Genomic DNA, 17,763 nt, shown 5'->3' with positions numbered 1-17,763 from the left:
GTCGTCCTCCTAGCTGCTGATCGGCAAGCATACCTCGACTGCCGTTCCGTTACCTGGGGTGCTTATCAACCGCAGAGTCCCCCGATGGTTCTCGATGATTTTGCGGCTCACCATCAACCCCAGGCCCGTCCCCGTTTCCTTCGTCGTGAAAAAAGCCTCTCCCAATCTCGCCATCTGATGGGCCGGGATCCCCACTCCGTTGTCTTCAAACCGAATGACGACTCGGTCATCTTCACACCGTAGTCGAATCACAATTTCTCCATTCCCTGCGGTCGCTTCGATCCCATTTTTCAAAAAGTTAATGAAAGCTTGCTTCAACTGATTCTCATCGCAATGGATCAAGGGAACCTCCGATTCGAAAACGACCTGAATCATGACCTTTTTCAAAATCGCCTCCGTCTCTAAGAGCGTAACCACATGCGTGATCAGGTTGGACAGATCGCGGGCTTCAAACACAGCCGTATGCGGCTTCGCCAAGACCAACAGCTCTGAGACAATCATCTCAATTCGCGCCAATTCCGAGCTCATGATCGAAAAATACTCCGGCTTTCTCATGCCATCCTTTTGCATTAATTGCACAAAGCCTTTTAACGAGGTAAGCGGATTGCGTATCTCATGCGCGATTCCTGCCGCCAATTGCCCGACCAGCGCGAGTTTTTCCGAGTTTTGCAAAAATTCTTGCGCCCGTTTGCGTTCCGTAATATCCCGAATCAGTATGTACACGGAGAGCTTGTCCAACATCGTCATCGATGTTCCACACACTTCTACCTCCGTCCGACTGCCATCCAAACGGATTAGCTCGACCTCAATTGGCGAGGCTGTTTCCCCTTCTTCCAATATGCGGATGAGCCCCTTGATCTTCGGTACATCACGGGGATGGAAAAACGACTGAAATGGATACCATAACAGCTCGTCCAAGCCAGAAGCCCCAACCAGTTGCATCCCTGCTTGATTGACGTATTGAAGCTCCCCAGCACGGAAAATGAACGCTCCTTCACCGGAAATATCCAATACTCTGCACTGTTTGGAACCATAGCTGTCTCCAAACGGGGCCGGGAGCTTCTGTACCATCGCATAATACCCAATTGATGTCCCTTCCTCCCAAAAGGCTCCATATGTAATATGCACGGGAATGCTTGTGCCATCCTTATGACGAAAAGCGGTGAAAAAAGGTCTCGGATCACCATTCATCGCAAATTGTGTTTGAAGGCGTACCATTTCCTGTTCTTCCGAAATAGCCAGCTTCCAAAATGAAGACCCTTCCCATTCTTCTACAGAGTAGCCATTCAACACTTGGCAGGCAGGATTGCCTTTAAAAACTCTTCCAAATTGATCGAGCAGAAAAGTGGCCTGCATCATTTGATCAAAGAAGGAACGATAGAGATGACCACTTCTCCATCCACTGTCCAATAAATTTTTCATCGTGCCCCTCCCTCCTGGGACGAGAAAACGGCTACTCCAAATTACGGAAATAGCCTGCAACGTTCTCAAATCCTATTCTCACCCAATTTTACCCTATTCGTTCTGTTGTTTCCATCCCTCGGAAAATTTAATTGTGCGATTTTTCCGGTACCTCTGAACTGATACGCAGTTGCTCTGCCATTTTTTCGTCAACAACTACGCCCAGCTTTGTGAAAGCCGCTACCAGCGCTCCGACGACAGGGGGTACCGTGGGAATGATCGTTTGAAACGAAGCTCTCCCAATTAGTTGTTCGCGTAGGATTGTATTGGCCGTTAACAATCCTCCCGCTAAAACGACTGGAACAGGCTCCTGAACCTTTTTTAAGCAAGCATCGGCTAATTCTAGCAAATCTTCCACTGCTTGCACGATCAATGTATTCGCCACCCGATCACCTAGTGTTGCAGCTTGTTCTACGAGCTGACTCGTTTTTGCCAGCTCCATTCGCGGATTGCTTCCCCCGTAGATCAGGCTGATCAGCTCATCAGGACGCTCAACGCCATAGTGGTCCATAAACAGTTGTGTCAGTACTGTCGACTCACCGCGCCCATCGTATTCGCGCAATACGGCGCTTGCCGCTTTTTTGCCCAAATCAAACCCGCTGCCCTCATCTCCTACCAGATACCCCCATCCGCCTACACGGTGCCGCGCCCCCTCTTTTGAAAAGGCACAGGCAATCGAGCCCGTACCAGCAAGGAGTACGACGCCTGGCTGCCCCCACGTCCCTGCGTAAAGGGCAGCGATTACATCGTTATCAATCAATAGCCGTTCTCCCCACTCATTGGCAAAGGCAAGCTGAATTCTTTCCTTGATCTGCGGACGATCTGCACCGCCAAGCCCAATAAACAGACTGGCTACTTCCTCTTCTTTGGCACCTGCCTTTATTCTCACAGCATCCATGAGTTGGCGTAGTGTAGCCTCCACATCCCCCCAGCTTCTAGAGAGCGGATTTGATGACTCCCCCACCACAATTGCTCGAACCTGTCCCGCCTTATTGCAGATGGCTGCTCTGGTTTTGCTCCCACCCCCATCGATCCCGATAAACCACTTTTCCGCATTACTTGACTGCACCTGCCGTCAACCCCTCCATAAACTGCTTCGATGCCATCAAAAACACGACGATCATCGGTAAAGCAGACAACGTGAGCCCAGCAAACAACAGGCTCCAATCCGTTTCATATTCTCCAAACAGCACCATCATGCCTACCGGAATCGTCTTGAGCGCTTCCTCCTGAATGAAAATCAACGGGAAGAAAAAGTCGTTCCACGCATGGATGAAATTAATAATGACCACCGTAGCCAAGGCAGGACGAATCAGCGGCAAGAGTACGCGCCAAAACACCTGAAAATGGCTGCATCCATCGATCCGCGCCGCTTCCTCCAGCTCAATGGGTAACGTCCGAAAGAAGCCCGTCAAAATAAAAACAGAGATCGGAATGCCACTCGCCGTATAAATCAGAATCAGCGACCACAGAGAATTCAAGAGGCCGAGATTCTTCATCAGCAAAAACAAGGGAACGATCCCCAGCTTGATCGGAATCATCAGGCCAATAATGAAAAAGAAGTAGAGCCCCGCTGTCCATGTAAAGGAAAAGCGCGACAAGTAAAAGGCCGCCATCGCTGAAAAAACCGTAATGAGCAAGACAGATAGAGCACTGACGAATACACTGTTCCACAAAAAGTCGGCAAAAGGCACGGCTTCCCACAGCTTTTTGTACGTATCCAAACTAAACGTCTTCGGAAGGGAAAGCGGACTCGCAAATATCTCCATATTCGTTTTCAAGGAAGAAGAAAGCATCAGTACAATCGGATATAGAGCGATTAACGCAAATAAATACGCCAGCACATAAGCTATAGCTCTCCCACCCACAGTCATCTTCACGTCGCATCCTCCTTTCCACTCAGGAACACGCAATTAGTGTTGGACCTCTCGTTTCCTCATCAAATAGAGCGACAACGCCGACACAGATCCGACGATGAAAAACAACACGACAGCCAATGCCGAACCGAGTCCAAGTGTGACATCCCCAGCTCCGCTGCTAAACGCCATGCGATAAAAGTAAACCGCTAGCGTATCCGTCGAATAAAACGGCTCACCCATCGAGCCTTGCATAGCGTAGACGAGCTCGAACGCTTCAAACGCCTGAATGAACGTAAATATCGTCATAATCGTAATCGCTGGCATGCACAGCGGCAAAATCATTTTCCACAGCATCCGCAAGCCTGTTGCCCCATCCAATCTCGCCGCCTCGATCAAATCCTCCGGGATCGACTGAAGTCCCGCCAAAAAGATCAGCATGGCAAAGCCTATACCAAACCAACAATTAATCAAAATAATCGCAAGAAGCGCTGTATCTGGGTCCCCCAGCCATGGTCTGGCCCACTCCCCTAGACCAATTTTTGCCAAAATCGTATTGAGTGCCCCATAATTCGGATTCAATATTAACTTCCATAAAAAACCAATTACAATAACAGACAACAGCCTTGGCATGAAATAAGCAATCTTGAGAAAGCCGGAACCTCGTATTTTGCGATAGATGAGAAAAGCCAGACCGAAGGCAATCCCATTTTGCACAATCATTTCGACCACAAAGTAGAAGACGTTATGCCGAAAAGCATTCCAGAACATTTCGTTGAAAGGCTCTACCGTAAACAGCGTAATGAAATTTTGCAGTCCAACAAAAACCCCGCGCTTGATGCCATTCCAGTCGTACAGACTGTATAAGAATGCCGAAAAGATCGGGTACACGACAAACAACGTATAAATAACAAGTGCGGGCAGTGGAAACAAGTGAATCAGCCAGCGTACTTGCCCCTTTGTTCGAATGCTTTTTCGGTTTACCGTCTCGATGATACCCACCCCTTTTTCCAAAAATCATCGCGGCCTGTTCAGAAGCCGGGAGTGAACCCACCTCAGGTCCACTCCCCCTTTTTGTCTGCTATTTTCTACTTTTTAAAGGGAGGGAACCAGGTAGCCGCCGACTTTTGCACTTCTTCTACGACCTGCTCAGGGGTGAGCTTGCCTAAATACATGCCTTGGAGGGCGTTTTCCAATGTTTGCTTCGTGGTCGGTTTTCCTTCCGCGAAGCTGACGACCATCAAATAGGGTGTGGCGCTTGATTGGGACAGCTCTGCCATCTTGTTTACCAACGGATCGTCAGTCGATACACCTGGCACCGCGCTGATTCGTTTGAACTGATTGGCGAATAGCTCCCCAAACTTTTTCGTCGCCATGAATTCCATGAACTTCAATGCCTCTGCTTTGTGTTTGGACTTGGCGTTTACAGCATAGGAGCCGTCGACCCAGGTTGTTAGGACTTGTTTTCCGTCATCGGTTGGCATCGGGAAGAAATCAAGCGGCAAATCAGGGTTGAGCTTTTTGATGCCTTCCAGTTCAAAGCTGCCATTGATGAACATCGCTGCTTTTTCCGTGGCGAACAACGTCCGCATATCATTCAATTCGAGACCCACATAATTTTCCGGGAAATAAGGGATAAGTTCTTGCATACGCTGCACAGATTGGAGGAACTCAGCGCTTTTTAAGTCACTTTCTCCTTTTAGCAGCTTGTCGAGATAGTTCGTACCGCTATAGCTAGCTGGAGCAATTACACCATGACTGAGAGAGAGGAGCCAGCCTTCCTTTGCTCCGAAAGAGATCGGGACGATTCCTTTCTCTTTTAATGTTTTGGCTGTCGCAATCAGCTCATCCCAGCTTTTCGGTGCCTGGAGGCCATTTTGCTCGAAGATTTTCTTGTTGTAGTAAAATTGCGTGGAGTTCAGGGATAGTGGGACACCGTAGACTTTACCATCTTTACCTGTGGCCGCTGCGAGGACGTCTTTTGGGATGGTAGATATGCCTGGCACATTGTCGAGCGGCTCCAAGTGTCCAGCTTCAGCCAAGGCAATCCCCGGAGCATAGGGACGTAGCTGCAAAATATCTGGGCCACTGTCGCTTTGGAGCGCCGTGTTGAGGATGGTATTGTACTCCGTTGCTTTGAATGGTTTGAAGTCAATTTTGATATTCGGATGGTCTGCCTCAAAAGCTTTGATGATGGCTTTGTAGCCCTCCGTGTCTTCTACGCGCCAGCTATGCATCGAGAGTGTTACCTGCTGTCCTCCACCCTGTCCGCCGACTGACTCTGCTTCGGTTCCTCCACTGCTACATCCTGTCATCACCATAACCGCAGCCAACACGATAGCAGCTACATAGCGAAAACGAAATTGCTTCATGCGAAACCCTCCCCTTTTTCTTCCCTTAGGTCTGCAAAAGCTGGGCCGTAACAGCATCGTGCAATATCGGTCGTAATTGCCGAAGCTGATGATTGCGGCCTAGATGAACGGCGTTAGTCAGAAAGATGACAGCAAACTGTTGCTCTGGGTCGATCCACATACTGGTTCCAGTAAAGCCTGTATGCCCAAAGCTCCTACGATGCAAGCCGCTTCCACAGCTCAAGGTCGTGGACGCTTGATTGAGCTCCCAGCCATACCCTCTACTCCCTCCTGCTTGCTCTGTATGATTGCGAATCGCCAGTTCGTACCATTCGCTCGCAAGTATTCGAGGCTCTTGGTACAACCAGCTCATCGCGTATCGGCAAAGATCGTCCGCTGTTGAGAAAAGTCCAGCATGTCCCGCAACCCCTCCCATCGCAAATGCTTTCTCATCATGAACCTCTCCTGTCATGTAGTCGTTGGTCAGGCTACAATACTCAGTAGACGCAATATTCCGATAAATATGTCGGTTCGGACAGAAAACCGTATGTGTCATACCCAATGGGGTGAAGATGCGCCGGGTAACAAACTGGTCTAAGCGCTCTCCTGTTACTTGCTCGATAACGAGGCCCAACCAGATCATGCCCAAATCACTGTAAACTACCTGGGCCCCAGGCTCGTGAATCAATTCTTGCGCATACAACAGCTCTGGCAAATCGATCTCGCTATCGCGCCTTCTCTCTGCCAAATCTGCCGGCATTCCTGAGGTATGCGCAAGCAGCTGTTCGAGTGTGATCCGCTTTTTGTCAGCGGGACAATCGGGAAAAAATTGACCAATCTGATCATCCAGCGCTACCACTCCCTCCTGCACGAGCAAGAGGATAGCAGGCAGCGTCGCCGTCACTTTGGTGAGCGACGCCAGGTCAAACATGGTATTCGGCGTCACTGGCTGGTCTTTGGCAATACTCGTCGTTCCGACATCACACGCATACCAGATACGACGATCACGCACGATTCGCAAGGCAGCTCCCGGGAGCAAACCGCTATCCACCCATCCTTGCAAAAGCAGCTCCAGATCGTCCATGTCTACCCTCCCTTCTCCTACGTCGATGAGCGTTTCGTTCGACTAACAGCAAGCCTTGATTTTTCCAACAGGGGAATGACTCGCTCTTGCATCCTGCTGATCATGGTAATAAACAAAATATCGATGACGTTCAATTGAGCAATGCGTGAAGCCATTGCTCCGCTGCGAATGCTTTTTTCTACCGAGCTGGTGAACAACCGAATGTTGGCTAGTTCGGCTACTGGCGAGGGACCGAATTTGGTCAGGGTAATGATGGTCGCTCCCTGCTGCTTGGCCTCCGTCAACGATTGAATAATGTCTTCGGTCTGTCCTGAATAAGATATGCCGATGACTACGTCTTTTTCCGTTAAAGTGACTGCCGACGTCAATTGTGCGTGAAAATCCGAATAAGCCTCACACCACAAGTTAATCCGCGAAAATTTTTGCCGGATATCGTCAGCAATGACCGCCGATGCACCGACGCCGTAAACATCGATCTTCCTGGCAACCGACAGCACGTCGACTGCTTTCTTTACTTCTTCGTTGGACAAGACAGAGAGCGTATCCTGAATGGATTGAATATTGTTCCAGCTAACCGCTTGCATAATCGATTCAACTGAACCCTCCATCATGATCTCCTGATAACTGCCCATCGCCGTCTGTTTCGTCAAATCTCCTGCGACGCGCAGCTTTAGCTCCTGATATCCCTTCATATTAAGAGAGCGAGCCAAACGGATAATCGTCGCCTCGGATACCCCACTATATTCCGCCAATTTTTGGACAGATAGCTTCACGACATCTTCCGGGTGAGCCAGGATATAATCAGCGACTTTTCGCTCCGAAGGCTTCAATTGATCCAAGATTGCTTGCAGGCTGACAAGCCCTCCATTTAACATATGTGACATCTCTTTCTTCCCCCAAATCTTATCTACATTTTATGTAGCGTTATTTCTCTCGTCAATTGTTATCTAATAAACAATATTTCAAATTTGCAAAGCTCAGCACAACTCGTCTGAATTTGTTCTCCCTTTTTCAAAAAATTCCCTCCTTGACTTTCTCGCGGCGTCAAGCTTTACGCTTGCATCGCAACTAGGAATAAAAAGGAGGATTTTCCCATGGAAACGTTACTGATTAAAGACTGCATGATATGGACGATGGTTGAAGGAGAGAAGCCATTTCTCGGGGATATTTGGATCGTGGATGGTAGAATCGCCAAAATCGGACCATCCCTTGAAGAGGAAGCAGACCATGTCATACTGGCTAAAAATAGGCTAGCGATGCCCGGTCTCATCAATGCTCACAACCATGCCAGCATGTCCTTGCTGCGTGCTTTTTCCGATGATCTCAAGCTGATGGATTGGTTGGACAAAAAGATGCTCCCGGCTGAAGCCCGGATGACAAGAGAAGATGTCTACTGGGGAACAACACTGGGAATCGCGGAAATGATCGCTTCTGGCACGACCGCCTTTGCCGATATGTACGTGCATATGGATGCTGTTGCCCAAGCGGTACTTGATTCCGGGATACGTGCTTCCCTGACTCGCGGCATGGTCTTTCTCGAGGATGACGGAGGACGACGAATGGCCGAAGCCTTGGACCTCATCGACAACTGGACGGGAACTGGCGATGGCAGAATCACGACGATGCTCGGTCCGCACGCTCCTTATACGTGCCCGCCAAAGCCCTTGCAAGGAGTCATCGAGCTTGCCCGCAAGCGCCAAATCCCACTCCACATCCATCTGGCCGAAACAATTGAGGAAGGAGAGAAAATCCGGGCCAAGTACAATCAGACTCCCACGGAGTACTTGCACGAACTGGGCATGTTCGCCGATACGCACGTCTTGCTCGCGCATGCTGTTCATCTGAATGAATCCGATGTCGCGCTTCTTCGCGGGATGAGAGGCGGTGTCGCACACAATCCTGTCAGCAATTTGAAGCTCGGCTGCGGCATCGCCCCTGTCAGGGAGCTAATCGAGGCTGGGGTCACTGTCGGGATGGGAACAGACGGTGCCGGCAGCGCTACGACTCTCGATATGTTTTCCGAGATCAAAGCCGCGACTTGGATGCAAAAGCTCAAGCACGGTGATCCAACGGTACTGCCTGCTGAAACGGCCTTGCGCATGGCTACCATCGAAAGTGCAAAGCTGCTTGCAATCGATCACGAGGTCGGAACACTGGAAGCCGGAAAGCGAGCCGATCTCATCCTGATCGATCTGGATAAACCGCACCTCCAGCCTGTCCATGACATCCCTGCCCTGCTTGCCTACAGCGCAACGGGAGCCGATGTGGATACGACCATTGTGAACGGAAAAATTTTAATGCATCAGCGCCAATTCCAAACCCTCCATTGGGAGGAAATAAAAAGAGAAGCGACAGCACGAGCCAGCCGACTCGTCGAGGGCCTGTAATTGCTATTGTACTCACAGGTTGCGTAGGCAGAAGCCAATCGTGAGACACATCGCAAACACGCTCCACATGAAATAGGGAATGAGCAGCGAGGATGCGATTTTGTGGTGGGGACGAATGGCGCGAATGAGTACCCATGTGGAATACATCACCAGAATGGTATCCAGCGCAGCCAACACGAGCAGTTGATAACCGATAAACAACACGAAAAAAAGTTGATGAAAAAACCAATTGATTCCATAGAGGAGCAAAAGCTCACGGTCTATCTGCTTCGTTCGAATCAAGATGAGTAAGGACCATGCTATGAGTGCATATAAAATGAGCCAGATGATGCGAAACAAGTAGATTGGCGGTGTTCCATCGGGCTTGGCCAGAGAATCATGCCAGGCCCCACCGTCTGGAAAAGCAAGACCACCCAGTGAATAGAGGACCACTCCCGCAAGAAATAGAAGACTATTGTGCACCAATCTCATCCAGGAAGTCACCCTTTCTTCTCTTTCTTCTTTCCTCTTCTATATCTATGAGTGGTCCTTCTCTTTTCATGCTAGTTTCAGAGATTTCTTTTTGGGTAAAAAATCTTGGCTCGTGCTGTAGTGGTGGGGAGGAAACAGGAGAAAACGCTCCAGCTTCTAGGGCCACCCGCTGGGGGATTGACTGCCCGGCTCCATGAAAAAAAGCGAAACCCGCGTCCAAAGTCGTCCATTCAGGTGGCGTCTCAGAGGTGGACGCTAAAAGCTTGTTTCTCTTTTTTTCATTGCGCCTCGGTCGGTGTCCCTAAGATCTTCGCTTATTTCTCCTGTTTCCTCTACGTGTTTTCCGTGTTAAACGGGTTTTAAAAGCATTAAAAGATTGAAGAATGTAGCAAGTTACGACAGAGAAGAATATTTCCAGACGTAGCGACTTGTGGAGTCCTACCGAGCGGAGAAGGGATTCGCGGGCAAAAGAAGCGCAACGTGCCCGGGCTACGAAGCGGCTACCACTTTTGCGTTTCCCCGCGAATCCCTTCGGAGCGGACAGTCTCAGCCCTCAGTAGGACGGAGCCTGGAGCCTAGTCTGGAAATATTCTTCTCCCCACCGCCAGCTACATAACTAGAGACCTTATGTTGTTGCTGTAGTGCTGGGAGGAAACAGGAGAAAACGCTCCAGCTTCTAGGGCCACCCGCTGGGGGATTGACTGCCCGGCTCCATGAAAAAAAGCGAAACCCGCGTCCAAAGTCGTCCATTCAGGTGGCGTCTCAGAGGTGGACGCTAAAAGCTTGTTTCTCTTTTTTTCATTGCGCCTCGGTCGGTGTCCCTAAGATCTTCGCTTATTTCTCCTGTTTCCTCTACGTGCTTTCCGTTTGATCCGATTTTTCAAAAGATGGAAGAACGTAATCAGTTCACGACAGAGAAGAATATTTCCAGACGTAGCGACTTGTGGAGTCCTTCCTAGCGGAGAAGGGATTCGCGGGCAAAAGAAACGCAACGTGCCCGGGCTACGTAGCGGCTACCACTTTTGCGTTTCCCCGCGAATCCCTTCGGAGCGGACAGCCTTACCCCCAGCGGGACGGAGCCTGGAGCCTAGTCTGGAAATATTCTTCTCCCCACCGCAGCCACATACATAGAAAAAAACCGCTAATCCATCCTCCGTAGATTAGCGGTAATATGTATCGAGATCGTGTTATGGCAGACGCAACGTCTCTCCTGGCTTCAATGCCTTGCCTCTGATGTCTTTCTCGGCCAGCTCAGCCACGAATGCTTCCCCATCCTGTTTGATCGGCGGGAATGTATCATAATGAATCGGCACAACAAAATCTGCTTGTACCCACTCGGCAGCCACGAGTGCATCCTCAGGTCCCATTGTGAACACATCTCCAATCGGCAGGAACGCCAAATCGATGTTATGACGCTCTCCGATCAGCTTCATGTCACCGAACAGCCCTGTATCCCCTGCGTGATAGATCGTTTTTCCACCCAGCTCGATCACAAAGCCCCCTGGCATTCCCGTGTACACGATTTGTTTTTCATCATCCAACACAACACCGGAGCTGTGGAACGCCTGTGTCATTTTCACTTTTCCAAATGGCAGTTTGACAGAGCCTCCCAGATTCATCGAGATGGTCTTGACTCCCTGCCAGCTCAAATAGGTAGCAAGCTCATGGGTTGCAACGATTGTCGCATCGTTTTTCTTGGCCAACTCTACCGCATCCAGAATATGATCTTGGTGTCCATGTGTCAGAAGGATGTACTGAACCGAGATGTCTTCCAGCTTGGTTGCTGCCACTGGGCTTCCTGAAATAAATGGATCAATCATAATCGAATGCCCTTCACTTGTTACTTGCACGGAAGAATGTCCGTGAAACCGAATATCCAACATAGTGGTACCCCCTCTATTCGCAACGTTTTTTCAGTCCCTTTTATGTTACCATGCTGCAGGGTGTAAAGAATAGGAAAGGCCGTCGATCACTCGACAGCCTGAGAAACAAACTCTAATTTTCTACAATCAGAACTTAGCAATCGTCGCCGTCATGCTCTGTAACAGCAACAATTTTTGAATCACGAATAATGGTGCGGCGATTACCATTGCGTTCTTCCAAAATAATAGTGGTCGATTTTACTTGTACCAGACGGCCGAAAAAAGTACCGTCTACAGTAGCAACCTTAACATTTCTGCCTTCGAATTTTTTTACTTGGTCTTTAAATGACATGGTCAATCCCTCCTTCTCATGCATCCTATGTACATTTGGCATAGCCCTATTGAGCAAATGCGGAGTGAAAGAGAAAATGTACTTGTACCCGTCCGTCATTTGTCCTTATTTTGCCCTACACTCTCTTACCAACTTTGTCGTCTGGTGGCATAGTGACGCCAAAACCGTCCTCCGTTCACGAACACTGTGAGATTTTGTCGCACGATTCCAAAAGGAAAACCATTTTCACGTACAGAAACGGTATAGCAAGAGATGAGCGGACTTACGTCAGAGGAGGGATTTCTATGGGAGAGGTTATCGAGTTATTGGCACGGGAGAGAACATACAGTGGCAGAGAAGTTGCGGGACTGTTAGGTATTGGGGCCAGCACCCTGCGCAAGTGGAGCGTGCTCTTGGAACAGCACGGCTACTGGTTTTTGCGAGATAGTCAGAATCGTCGGGAGTACAGGCAGGTTGATATTACGTGTCTTCAGCGGTTTTATACCTTAACAAAGGATCAACTCATTCCGCAAGATGAAGCTGCCCGAATGGTTGCTACGCAAAGCTCACCTGAACCTGCCCGAAAGGAAACAGCCGTTGCGGTTGCATTCGCTGCCCCTGTTTCCTCACATCCAGCTTTGAACCATACTGCCGTTATTGAAGAACTGGATGAAAAGCTGCATGCCTTGGCTTCCCATGTCCAGCAACAAGACGCTGCCTACTTGGCGCTGTTAGCCCGTGTCGAAAAGCAGGAAACCTATATTACCAACAACCTGAAGGAACGAGATCGCCGCTTGACCAAGGCAATGAATGACATTATGGATGCCAAAATCGAGTTGGCAAAGATCAAGGACGCAAGTAGAAAAACTTCCTTTTGGCAAAAGCTGATTCGTCTGTACTAGTTTCGTTGTCACTAGCTGGAAAGAAAAAAGTTATCCCCTATTACACCATGGTGGAATAAGGAATAACTTTTTAGTTTTTAAAATTTTCGAGTCGGTTAAAAACAGCCAGGGTCTTTTTACTTGTTGTCTTGAAACAACCCTTCTGGAATTTTAGCATCCCAATTTTCAGGCAATTCCAACCGAAGCGCATGGGCTACTACGGCGGCAGTGTCTGTGTTTACTACCTCTGAGAGCTCTGTACCAGGCGTGATGGAGCCACCTTTTGCCGCCCAGAAAATCGTCTGTTCTCCCGGTGAAGAACCCCCATGCCCTGTCCCTTTCCCACCGTGGTCAGTCGTAATGATAATCAGGCTATCCTCCATCAGTCCTTCCTCTTCCAGTGCCTCGAGGATATTACCTACATACTCATCTGCTTTTTGGAGCTTTTTATAAAATGCCGGTGTGAAATAGCCTTGATTGTGACCAGCCCCGTCGACTTCATCCAGATGAACGAAAATGTTACGAGTATTTTCACCCTCTTTTTTGATATAATCGACTACTTTTTTCGCAGTCGCTTCATCCGACCCGCTGTTTTGCTTGTAAGAACCTGCTGAATCTTCAATGATACCGATATTGATCGGGCTCCATGTAGCGAAGGAAGCTTGCTGGAGCTTAGGACGCTCTTGTTTCAACAGCTTCATATAGGAAGGATACTCGTTTTTCTCCGGATAAGGAGTAGCCGCTACGCTATCGTTTGTCAATTGATGCTTGTCAGGAGTGACGCCATGCAGGATAGATCCCCAGTTTTGCGCACTGATCGTGGGCAGCTCTGCTTTGGCTTCAAATGTTCCAGCACCTTCTTCGATCAGTTTCAAGATATTCGTCGCTTTTGCTTCCGGATCTTTGACTGCATTCCCTGCACCATCGATGCCGATTACCACGACACGTCTGTAAAGGAACTCGTTCTCATATGGAGCCAGCTTTTCTTTCATCATCTCCACATCGGCTTTGTCCACTTTCTTGTCATTGTTAATATCCGCGTGTTGCGCTTTTTCCCAGCGCCGGTCACCGAAGCGGCTCTTTTGGTTGTTCATAATGACGTTCAAATCTTCCTCGGTTAGGAGGCCGTCTCCCGATACGTCAATCGAATTCGTAACGATTACTTCCGCTTTCGCCGTTTTGCCTCCATCGACAGTTTTCACTGTGAGTTTTGCTTTGCCCGGTTTACCTGCTACAACAGTTGGGCGTCCATTGACCATTTCGACCTTCGCGACTTCTTTGTTGTTGGAACTCCATCTGACATCCTGAACGGATGCTTCTTTCGGGGAAATTACAACTGTAACAGGCATCGTTGCTCCAGCTTTCAATTCGAGCTCCTTCTGATCCAATGAAATGCTCTTCACTGGAATTTTCGGAGCACTTGCGTAACTATCAGCTACTTCTTCATCTGTAACGGTACGACTCAGAATCTGCAATTGGTCCAACTGTACGTCATAGCGGTTTCCAAAATGGTTTCCAGCGCCATCTACTCCAATCTTGGTAGTGAAGCTAGTGTCGATTGTTCCCTTGGATTGGCTGATGTCGATTGTTTTTGCTACTTTACCGTCGACGTAGATCGTTGCCAGTTCACCCCGATCATGAGAAACGACGACATAGTGCCATGCATTATCCGCAATGTTTGGAATCGTTGCATCGAGACGGGAGCTGTCGGATGTGCGCCAATTCCACTTTAACGTAGAACCTTGCAGTCCGATGAACCACCCCACGTTACCACCGCTTGACCAGTTTTTATTGGAGATAATGCCAGGATCAGCGTCAACGCCAGGAGATTTTACCCAGAAGGCAATGGTGAAATCTTGTGTTTCCCCAAACTTCATTTCGTCATTTTCACCCAGATCTATCCAGGTTGCATTGTCTTTTGAGGTTGACTGGAAGTGAATGGATTTCCCCAATCCTACACGTCCTTCCACGAACGTTGGTGTTCCGAACACTTGCACTGGATAGTGAGATTCTGAGCTATCCTCTATGCTATTCTCAAACAGGAAACGATAGAGTTGCTTTTCAGATGGGAGTTCTTTCGCCGCCTCTGCCGTCGCATAAACAGACGAATTCAGAAATGGAGCTGGTGCGATGACTCCACCGGTAACGAGAGTTGTAACTGTTAAAAGGGCAGCAAGTCCTTTTTGGTTCAGGATTTTTTTCATGATACCTCTCCTCCTCTGATCTCAATTCATTTTCTTTTCATCGGCTTGATTTGCTTCATCACTTGCTTACGTAATTATCAAGCCTCCCTTTTTCTGCCCCGATCCCTATCACTTAGAAAGAATCCAGGTCTGTTTGCATTCATTTTATAGCTGCAGTGTTGAGGGTTTATTAAAATCAAAAGAAAAAACAATAAATTACAAATTAAATACACAACACATCAACCACAAACACAACAAAACACACGCATTACGTACCACTACCTGAGTCCCGGATTTGCGGGCTCTTTTGGGAGGTAAACGTAAAAAAGCAGCTTGCCACATTGACAAGCTGCCTTACTTTTGGATTATGACTGGAGAATGATCGCTACCCTGTTTCTATTCCATCACGATTTTTCTGGCCGCGTTGACGAACATTTTTACGCCGACTTCGAGCGCATCCTCGTCGATTGTAAAACGTGGATGGTGGTGCGGATATGTGATGCCTTTTTCTTTGTTTCCGGCGGCGACGTAGAAGAAGCAGCCTGGCGCTTTTTGCTGGAAGGCCGAGAAATCCTCGCCCCCCATGGTTGGGCGCATATGCTCTACCCATTCTGCTCCCAGTGATTCTTCCACGACCTCTTCCATCAATTTCGTCACTTCGGCATCGTTGATAACCGGGCGATAGCCAAATTCATACTTGAATTTATACCCTGCTCCATGTGCTTCTGTAATGCCTTTGATCACGCGTTCCATGAGTCCCGGAACAGACTCGCGCAGATTTTTGTCAAAGCTGCGGACTGTCCCGCAAATCTCTACCGCACCCGGAATGACGTTGTGTGTCGTTCCCCCCACAAATTGTGTGACAGAGAGAACCAGATTATCGAGGGGATCGGCATTGCGGGATACGATGTGTTGGAGGTTGGTCACCACTTGTGCCGCAATCGCGATGCTGTCGATCGTTTCATGCGGGAGCGCCGCATGTCCGCCTTTTCCAAGTACCGTGATCCAGAACGTATCGGGAGCTGCCATCATTGGACCTGGGCAGATACCCACTGTCCCAAACTCCATCGTCGACCACAGATGCGTACCAATCACCATGTCTACGCCGTCCATGACGCCTGCCTGTACCATTTCCTCCGCTCCGCCCGGATATACTTCCTCCGCGTGCTGAAAGAAGAAACGAACCTCTCCCTTGATCTGATCCTTCATCCCGGACAGCAGCTTTGCTGTTCCGAGCAGCATGGAAGTATGTCCATCATGTCCGCACGCATGCATAACGCCAGGATTTTTCGAGACGAATTCAAACGTATTCTCTTCCGTAATCGGCAATGCATCCATGTCAGCGCGCATGGCAAGCACTTTTCCAGGCTGGGAACCGATCAATCTGGCCATCACACTGTTTTTCGTCGGTCTGGACACTTCCAGATTGCCAAAAGAAAGCAATGTCTCGTATACAAACTGTGCTGTTTTTTCTTCATGGAAGGATAATTCAGGGTTCTCGTGCAAATAGCGTCTCCACGCAATTACCTGATCCATGATTTCTTCGACCGCCTTATTAAGTGTTACCACTGCTATTGCTGTCATGCCGCTCTCCTCCTGATTTTCGTGGCTCCCCCACTTACTATCTCATATGCCTATTTTGCTAAGGATAAAACGGTGCGGTACAGTACTTGTGCTCCGTTCGCACAATCCTCTTTTGTCGTAAACTCTGCCGGGTTGTGGCTAATGCCATCCTTGGACCTGACGAAAATCATGCCAACCGGGCACAGTTCAACCAGCTGCATGCAATCATGCCCTGCGCCACTCGGCAGTCTAAATGCTTCCAAGCCTTCTGCTTCACATGCTTCGGCTACAGCATGCTGGATATCGTCCGAGCATACAGCAGGAGCTATACGTTGCAGCAGCTCTACTTTCAACGTCACATTGCGCTCAGCACAAATCGCTTTGGCCCGTTCGTAAATGCGCTGTTCCACTTCATCGCGGATCGCTTCGTCCACGTCGCGCAAATCAAGCGAAAACTCGACTCGTCCAGGAATGACATTCACCCCGCCTGGGAATGCTTGCAGGCGTCCAACCGTTCCTACACTGGTTCCTGTCCGTCCGGCTTCTTCCTCGATGACCAGCATCACTTGAGCGGCTGCTGCCATCGGATCACGGCGCAAATTCATCGGCGTTGCCCCGGCATGACCGGCTTCTCCCTCCAGCACGAAATTCAACCAGAGCGGGCCCGCCACTCCTGTCACGATCCCGACAGATAGGTCGCGGCTTTCCAGTACTTTACCTTGCTCGATATGTAGTTCCACATAAGCTTTTACACTTCCAGGCGTTCTCGCGGCGAGACTGGTGCGGTCTGGATCAAGCCCTGTTTGTCGCATTGCTTCGGCAATCGTGACCCCATTCTTGTCTGCTTGTTCCAGCTCGTCACGCTTGATCAGACCCGCGATACCGCGACTGCCGATCATCCCGTAACCAAAACGGGTTCCTTCTTCATCTGTGAACGCGATGACTTCGATCGGATGCTCTGTTTCGATTCCCTGTTCTTGCATCGTCTGTAAAACTTCTACGCCAGCCAGCACGCCAAGTGGGCCGTCATAATCGCCGCCATTTGGTACGGAGTCGATATGCGAGCCAACCAAAACGACAGGAGCTGCCGGATTTTTCCCTTCTTTTCGCCCAATCAAGTTCCCAACCTCATCTTCGCGAACGGTGAGACCTGCTTCTTTCATAAAGCCTGTGACGAGATCTTTTGCCGCCCTTTCCTCAGGCGTAAAAGACAACCGCGTGATGCCGCCCGCCTCTTGCTTCCCGACGTTGCCAAGCTGTCCCAATCGATCCCACAATCGATCCGAATTGATCATGACGCGCCACTCCCCCTTCTATGTAAAGCCAATAACGG

At 49.3% G+C, this 17,763-nt stretch carries 15 protein-coding genes; 2 read left to right on the top strand and 13 right to left on the bottom strand.

Annotated features, from left to right (window positions below; all coding sequences use genetic code 11):
* Positions 1–9 precede the first annotated feature (9 nt).
* The 7 genes from FO446_RS07055 to FO446_RS07025 all read right to left on the bottom strand — a co-directional run bounded on the left by FO446_RS07055 (position 10) and on the right by FO446_RS07025 (position 7,636).
* On the bottom strand, positions 10–1,422 hold the full coding sequence (locus FO446_RS07055) for an ATP-binding protein (protein ID WP_237900218.1): 1,413 nt from the start codon (positions 1,420–1,422) through the stop codon (positions 10–12).
* 127 nt (positions 1,423–1,549) lie between these two features.
* The gene (locus FO446_RS07050; protein WP_237900216.1) at positions 1,550–2,530 is read right to left on the bottom strand and encodes an N-acetylglucosamine kinase; all 981 of its coding nucleotides are present in this window, start codon (positions 2,528–2,530) and stop codon (positions 1,550–1,552) included.
* Positions 2,517–3,341: a carbohydrate ABC transporter permease gene (locus FO446_RS07045; protein ID WP_237900214.1), complete on the bottom strand. Its 825-nt coding sequence runs from the start codon at positions 3,339–3,341 to the stop codon at positions 2,517–2,519. Before FO446_RS07045 ends, FO446_RS07050 begins: the two co-directional genes overlap by 14 nt.
* A gap of 33 nt (positions 3,342–3,374) precedes the next feature.
* On the bottom strand, positions 3,375–4,319 hold the full coding sequence (locus FO446_RS07040; RefSeq protein WP_237900212.1) for a carbohydrate ABC transporter permease: 945 nt from the start codon (positions 4,317–4,319) through the stop codon (positions 3,375–3,377).
* An 86-nt stretch (positions 4,320–4,405) separates the two neighbouring features.
* A complete protein-coding gene (locus FO446_RS07035) occupies positions 4,406–5,689 on the bottom strand; it encodes an ABC transporter substrate-binding protein (protein WP_237900210.1) in 1,284 nt (427 codons plus the stop codon).
* Between the two features lie 25 nt (positions 5,690–5,714).
* Entirely contained in the window at positions 5,715–6,752 is a 1,038-nt protein-coding gene (locus FO446_RS07030; protein WP_237900208.1) for a serine hydrolase domain-containing protein, read from the bottom strand.
* A gap of 17 nt (positions 6,753–6,769) precedes the next feature.
* Complete coding sequence (locus FO446_RS07025; protein ID WP_237900206.1) at positions 6,770–7,636, bottom strand: MurR/RpiR family transcriptional regulator; 867 nt, start codon at positions 7,634–7,636, stop codon at positions 6,770–6,772.
* A gap of 210 nt (positions 7,637–7,846) precedes the next feature.
* Between FO446_RS07025 and FO446_RS07020 the strand changes: the two genes are divergently transcribed.
* Complete coding sequence (locus tag FO446_RS07020) at positions 7,847–9,139, top strand: amidohydrolase (protein ID WP_173608910.1); 1,293 nt, start codon at positions 7,847–7,849, stop codon at positions 9,137–9,139.
* 12 nt (positions 9,140–9,151) lie between these two features.
* Here FO446_RS07020 and FO446_RS07015 read toward each other — a convergent pair whose 3' ends face one another.
* The 3 genes from FO446_RS07015 to FO446_RS07005 all read right to left on the bottom strand — a co-directional run bounded on the left by FO446_RS07015 (position 9,152) and on the right by FO446_RS07005 (position 11,824).
* Positions 9,152–9,610, bottom strand: coding sequence for a TspO/MBR family protein (locus tag FO446_RS07015; protein ID WP_173608911.1), 459 nt, complete (start codon positions 9,608–9,610; stop codon positions 9,152–9,154).
* Between the two features lie 1,187 nt (positions 9,611–10,797).
* On the bottom strand, positions 10,798–11,493 hold the full coding sequence (locus FO446_RS07010; RefSeq protein WP_237900204.1) for a metal-dependent hydrolase: 696 nt from the start codon (positions 11,491–11,493) through the stop codon (positions 10,798–10,800).
* 133 nt (positions 11,494–11,626) lie between these two features.
* Positions 11,627–11,824 (bottom strand): hypothetical protein, encoded by a 198-nt coding sequence (locus FO446_RS07005; protein ID WP_173608913.1) that lies wholly within the window; start codon positions 11,822–11,824, stop codon positions 11,627–11,629.
* 284 nt (positions 11,825–12,108) lie between these two features.
* Between FO446_RS07005 and FO446_RS07000 the strand changes: the two genes are divergently transcribed.
* Complete coding sequence (locus FO446_RS07000) at positions 12,109–12,705, top strand: MerR family transcriptional regulator (protein ID WP_173608914.1); 597 nt, start codon at positions 12,109–12,111, stop codon at positions 12,703–12,705.
* 116 nt (positions 12,706–12,821) lie between these two features.
* Here FO446_RS07000 and FO446_RS06995 read toward each other — a convergent pair whose 3' ends face one another.
* The 3 genes from FO446_RS06995 to FO446_RS06985 form a co-directional block, all read right to left on the bottom strand.
* Positions 12,822–14,888 (bottom strand): alkaline phosphatase family protein, encoded by a 2,067-nt coding sequence (locus FO446_RS06995; protein ID WP_173608915.1) that lies wholly within the window; start codon positions 14,886–14,888, stop codon positions 12,822–12,824.
* Positions 14,889–15,263: 375 nt separating this feature from the next.
* On the bottom strand, positions 15,264–16,451 hold the full coding sequence (locus FO446_RS06990; protein WP_237900202.1) for a M20 family metallopeptidase: 1,188 nt from the start codon (positions 16,449–16,451) through the stop codon (positions 15,264–15,266).
* Between the two features lie 50 nt (positions 16,452–16,501).
* Positions 16,502–17,725 carry a Zn-dependent hydrolase gene (locus FO446_RS06985; RefSeq protein WP_237900200.1) on the bottom strand — a complete coding sequence of 408 codons (1,224 nt, stop codon included), beginning with the start codon at positions 17,723–17,725 and terminating at the stop codon, positions 16,502–16,504.
* Between the last annotated feature and the right edge of the window lie 38 nt (positions 17,726–17,763).

The sequence above is a fragment of the Brevibacillus brevis genome (assembly GCF_022026395.1).
Taxonomy (GTDB): domain Bacteria; phylum Bacillota; class Bacilli; order Brevibacillales; family Brevibacillaceae; genus Brevibacillus.
This window is presented reverse-complemented; position numbering and strand designations above follow the sequence as displayed.

Bases quoted from the DNA above. Each gene is read 5' to 3' on its own strand.
- FO446_RS07005 (WP_173608913.1), bottom strand. From the start codon at position 11,824: ATGTCATTTAAAGACCAAGTAAAAAAATTCGAAGGCAGAAATGTTAAG.
- FO446_RS07000 (WP_173608914.1), top strand. From the start codon at position 12,109: ATGGGAGAGGTTATCGAGTTATTGGCACGGGAGAGAACATACAGTGGC.
- FO446_RS07015 (WP_173608911.1), bottom strand. From the start codon at position 9,610: ATGAGATTGGTGCACAATAGTCTTCTATTTCTTGCGGGAGTGGTCCTC.
- FO446_RS07055 (WP_237900218.1), bottom strand. From the start codon at position 1,422: ATGAAAAATTTATTGGACAGTGGATGGAGAAGTGGTCATCTCTATCGT.
- FO446_RS06990 (WP_237900202.1), bottom strand. From the start codon at position 16,451: ATGACAGCAATAGCAGTGGTAACACTTAATAAGGCGGTCGAAGAAATC.
- FO446_RS06995 (WP_173608915.1), bottom strand. From the start codon at position 14,888: ATGAAAAAAATCCTGAACCAAAAAGGACTTGCTGCCCTTTTAACAGTT.
- FO446_RS07030 (WP_237900208.1), bottom strand. From the start codon at position 6,752: ATGGACGATCTGGAGCTGCTTTTGCAAGGATGGGTGGATAGCGGTTTG.
- FO446_RS07010 (WP_237900204.1), bottom strand. From the start codon at position 11,493: ATGTTGGATATTCGGTTTCACGGACATTCTTCCGTGCAAGTAACAAGT.
- FO446_RS07020 (WP_173608910.1), top strand. From the start codon at position 7,847: ATGGAAACGTTACTGATTAAAGACTGCATGATATGGACGATGGTTGAA.
- FO446_RS06985 (WP_237900200.1), bottom strand. From the start codon at position 17,725: ATGATCAATTCGGATCGATTGTGGGATCGATTGGGACAGCTTGGCAAC.
- FO446_RS07035 (WP_237900210.1), bottom strand. From the start codon at position 5,689: ATGAAGCAATTTCGTTTTCGCTATGTAGCTGCTATCGTGTTGGCTGCG.
- FO446_RS07025 (WP_237900206.1), bottom strand. From the start codon at position 7,636: ATGTCACATATGTTAAATGGAGGGCTTGTCAGCCTGCAAGCAATCTTG.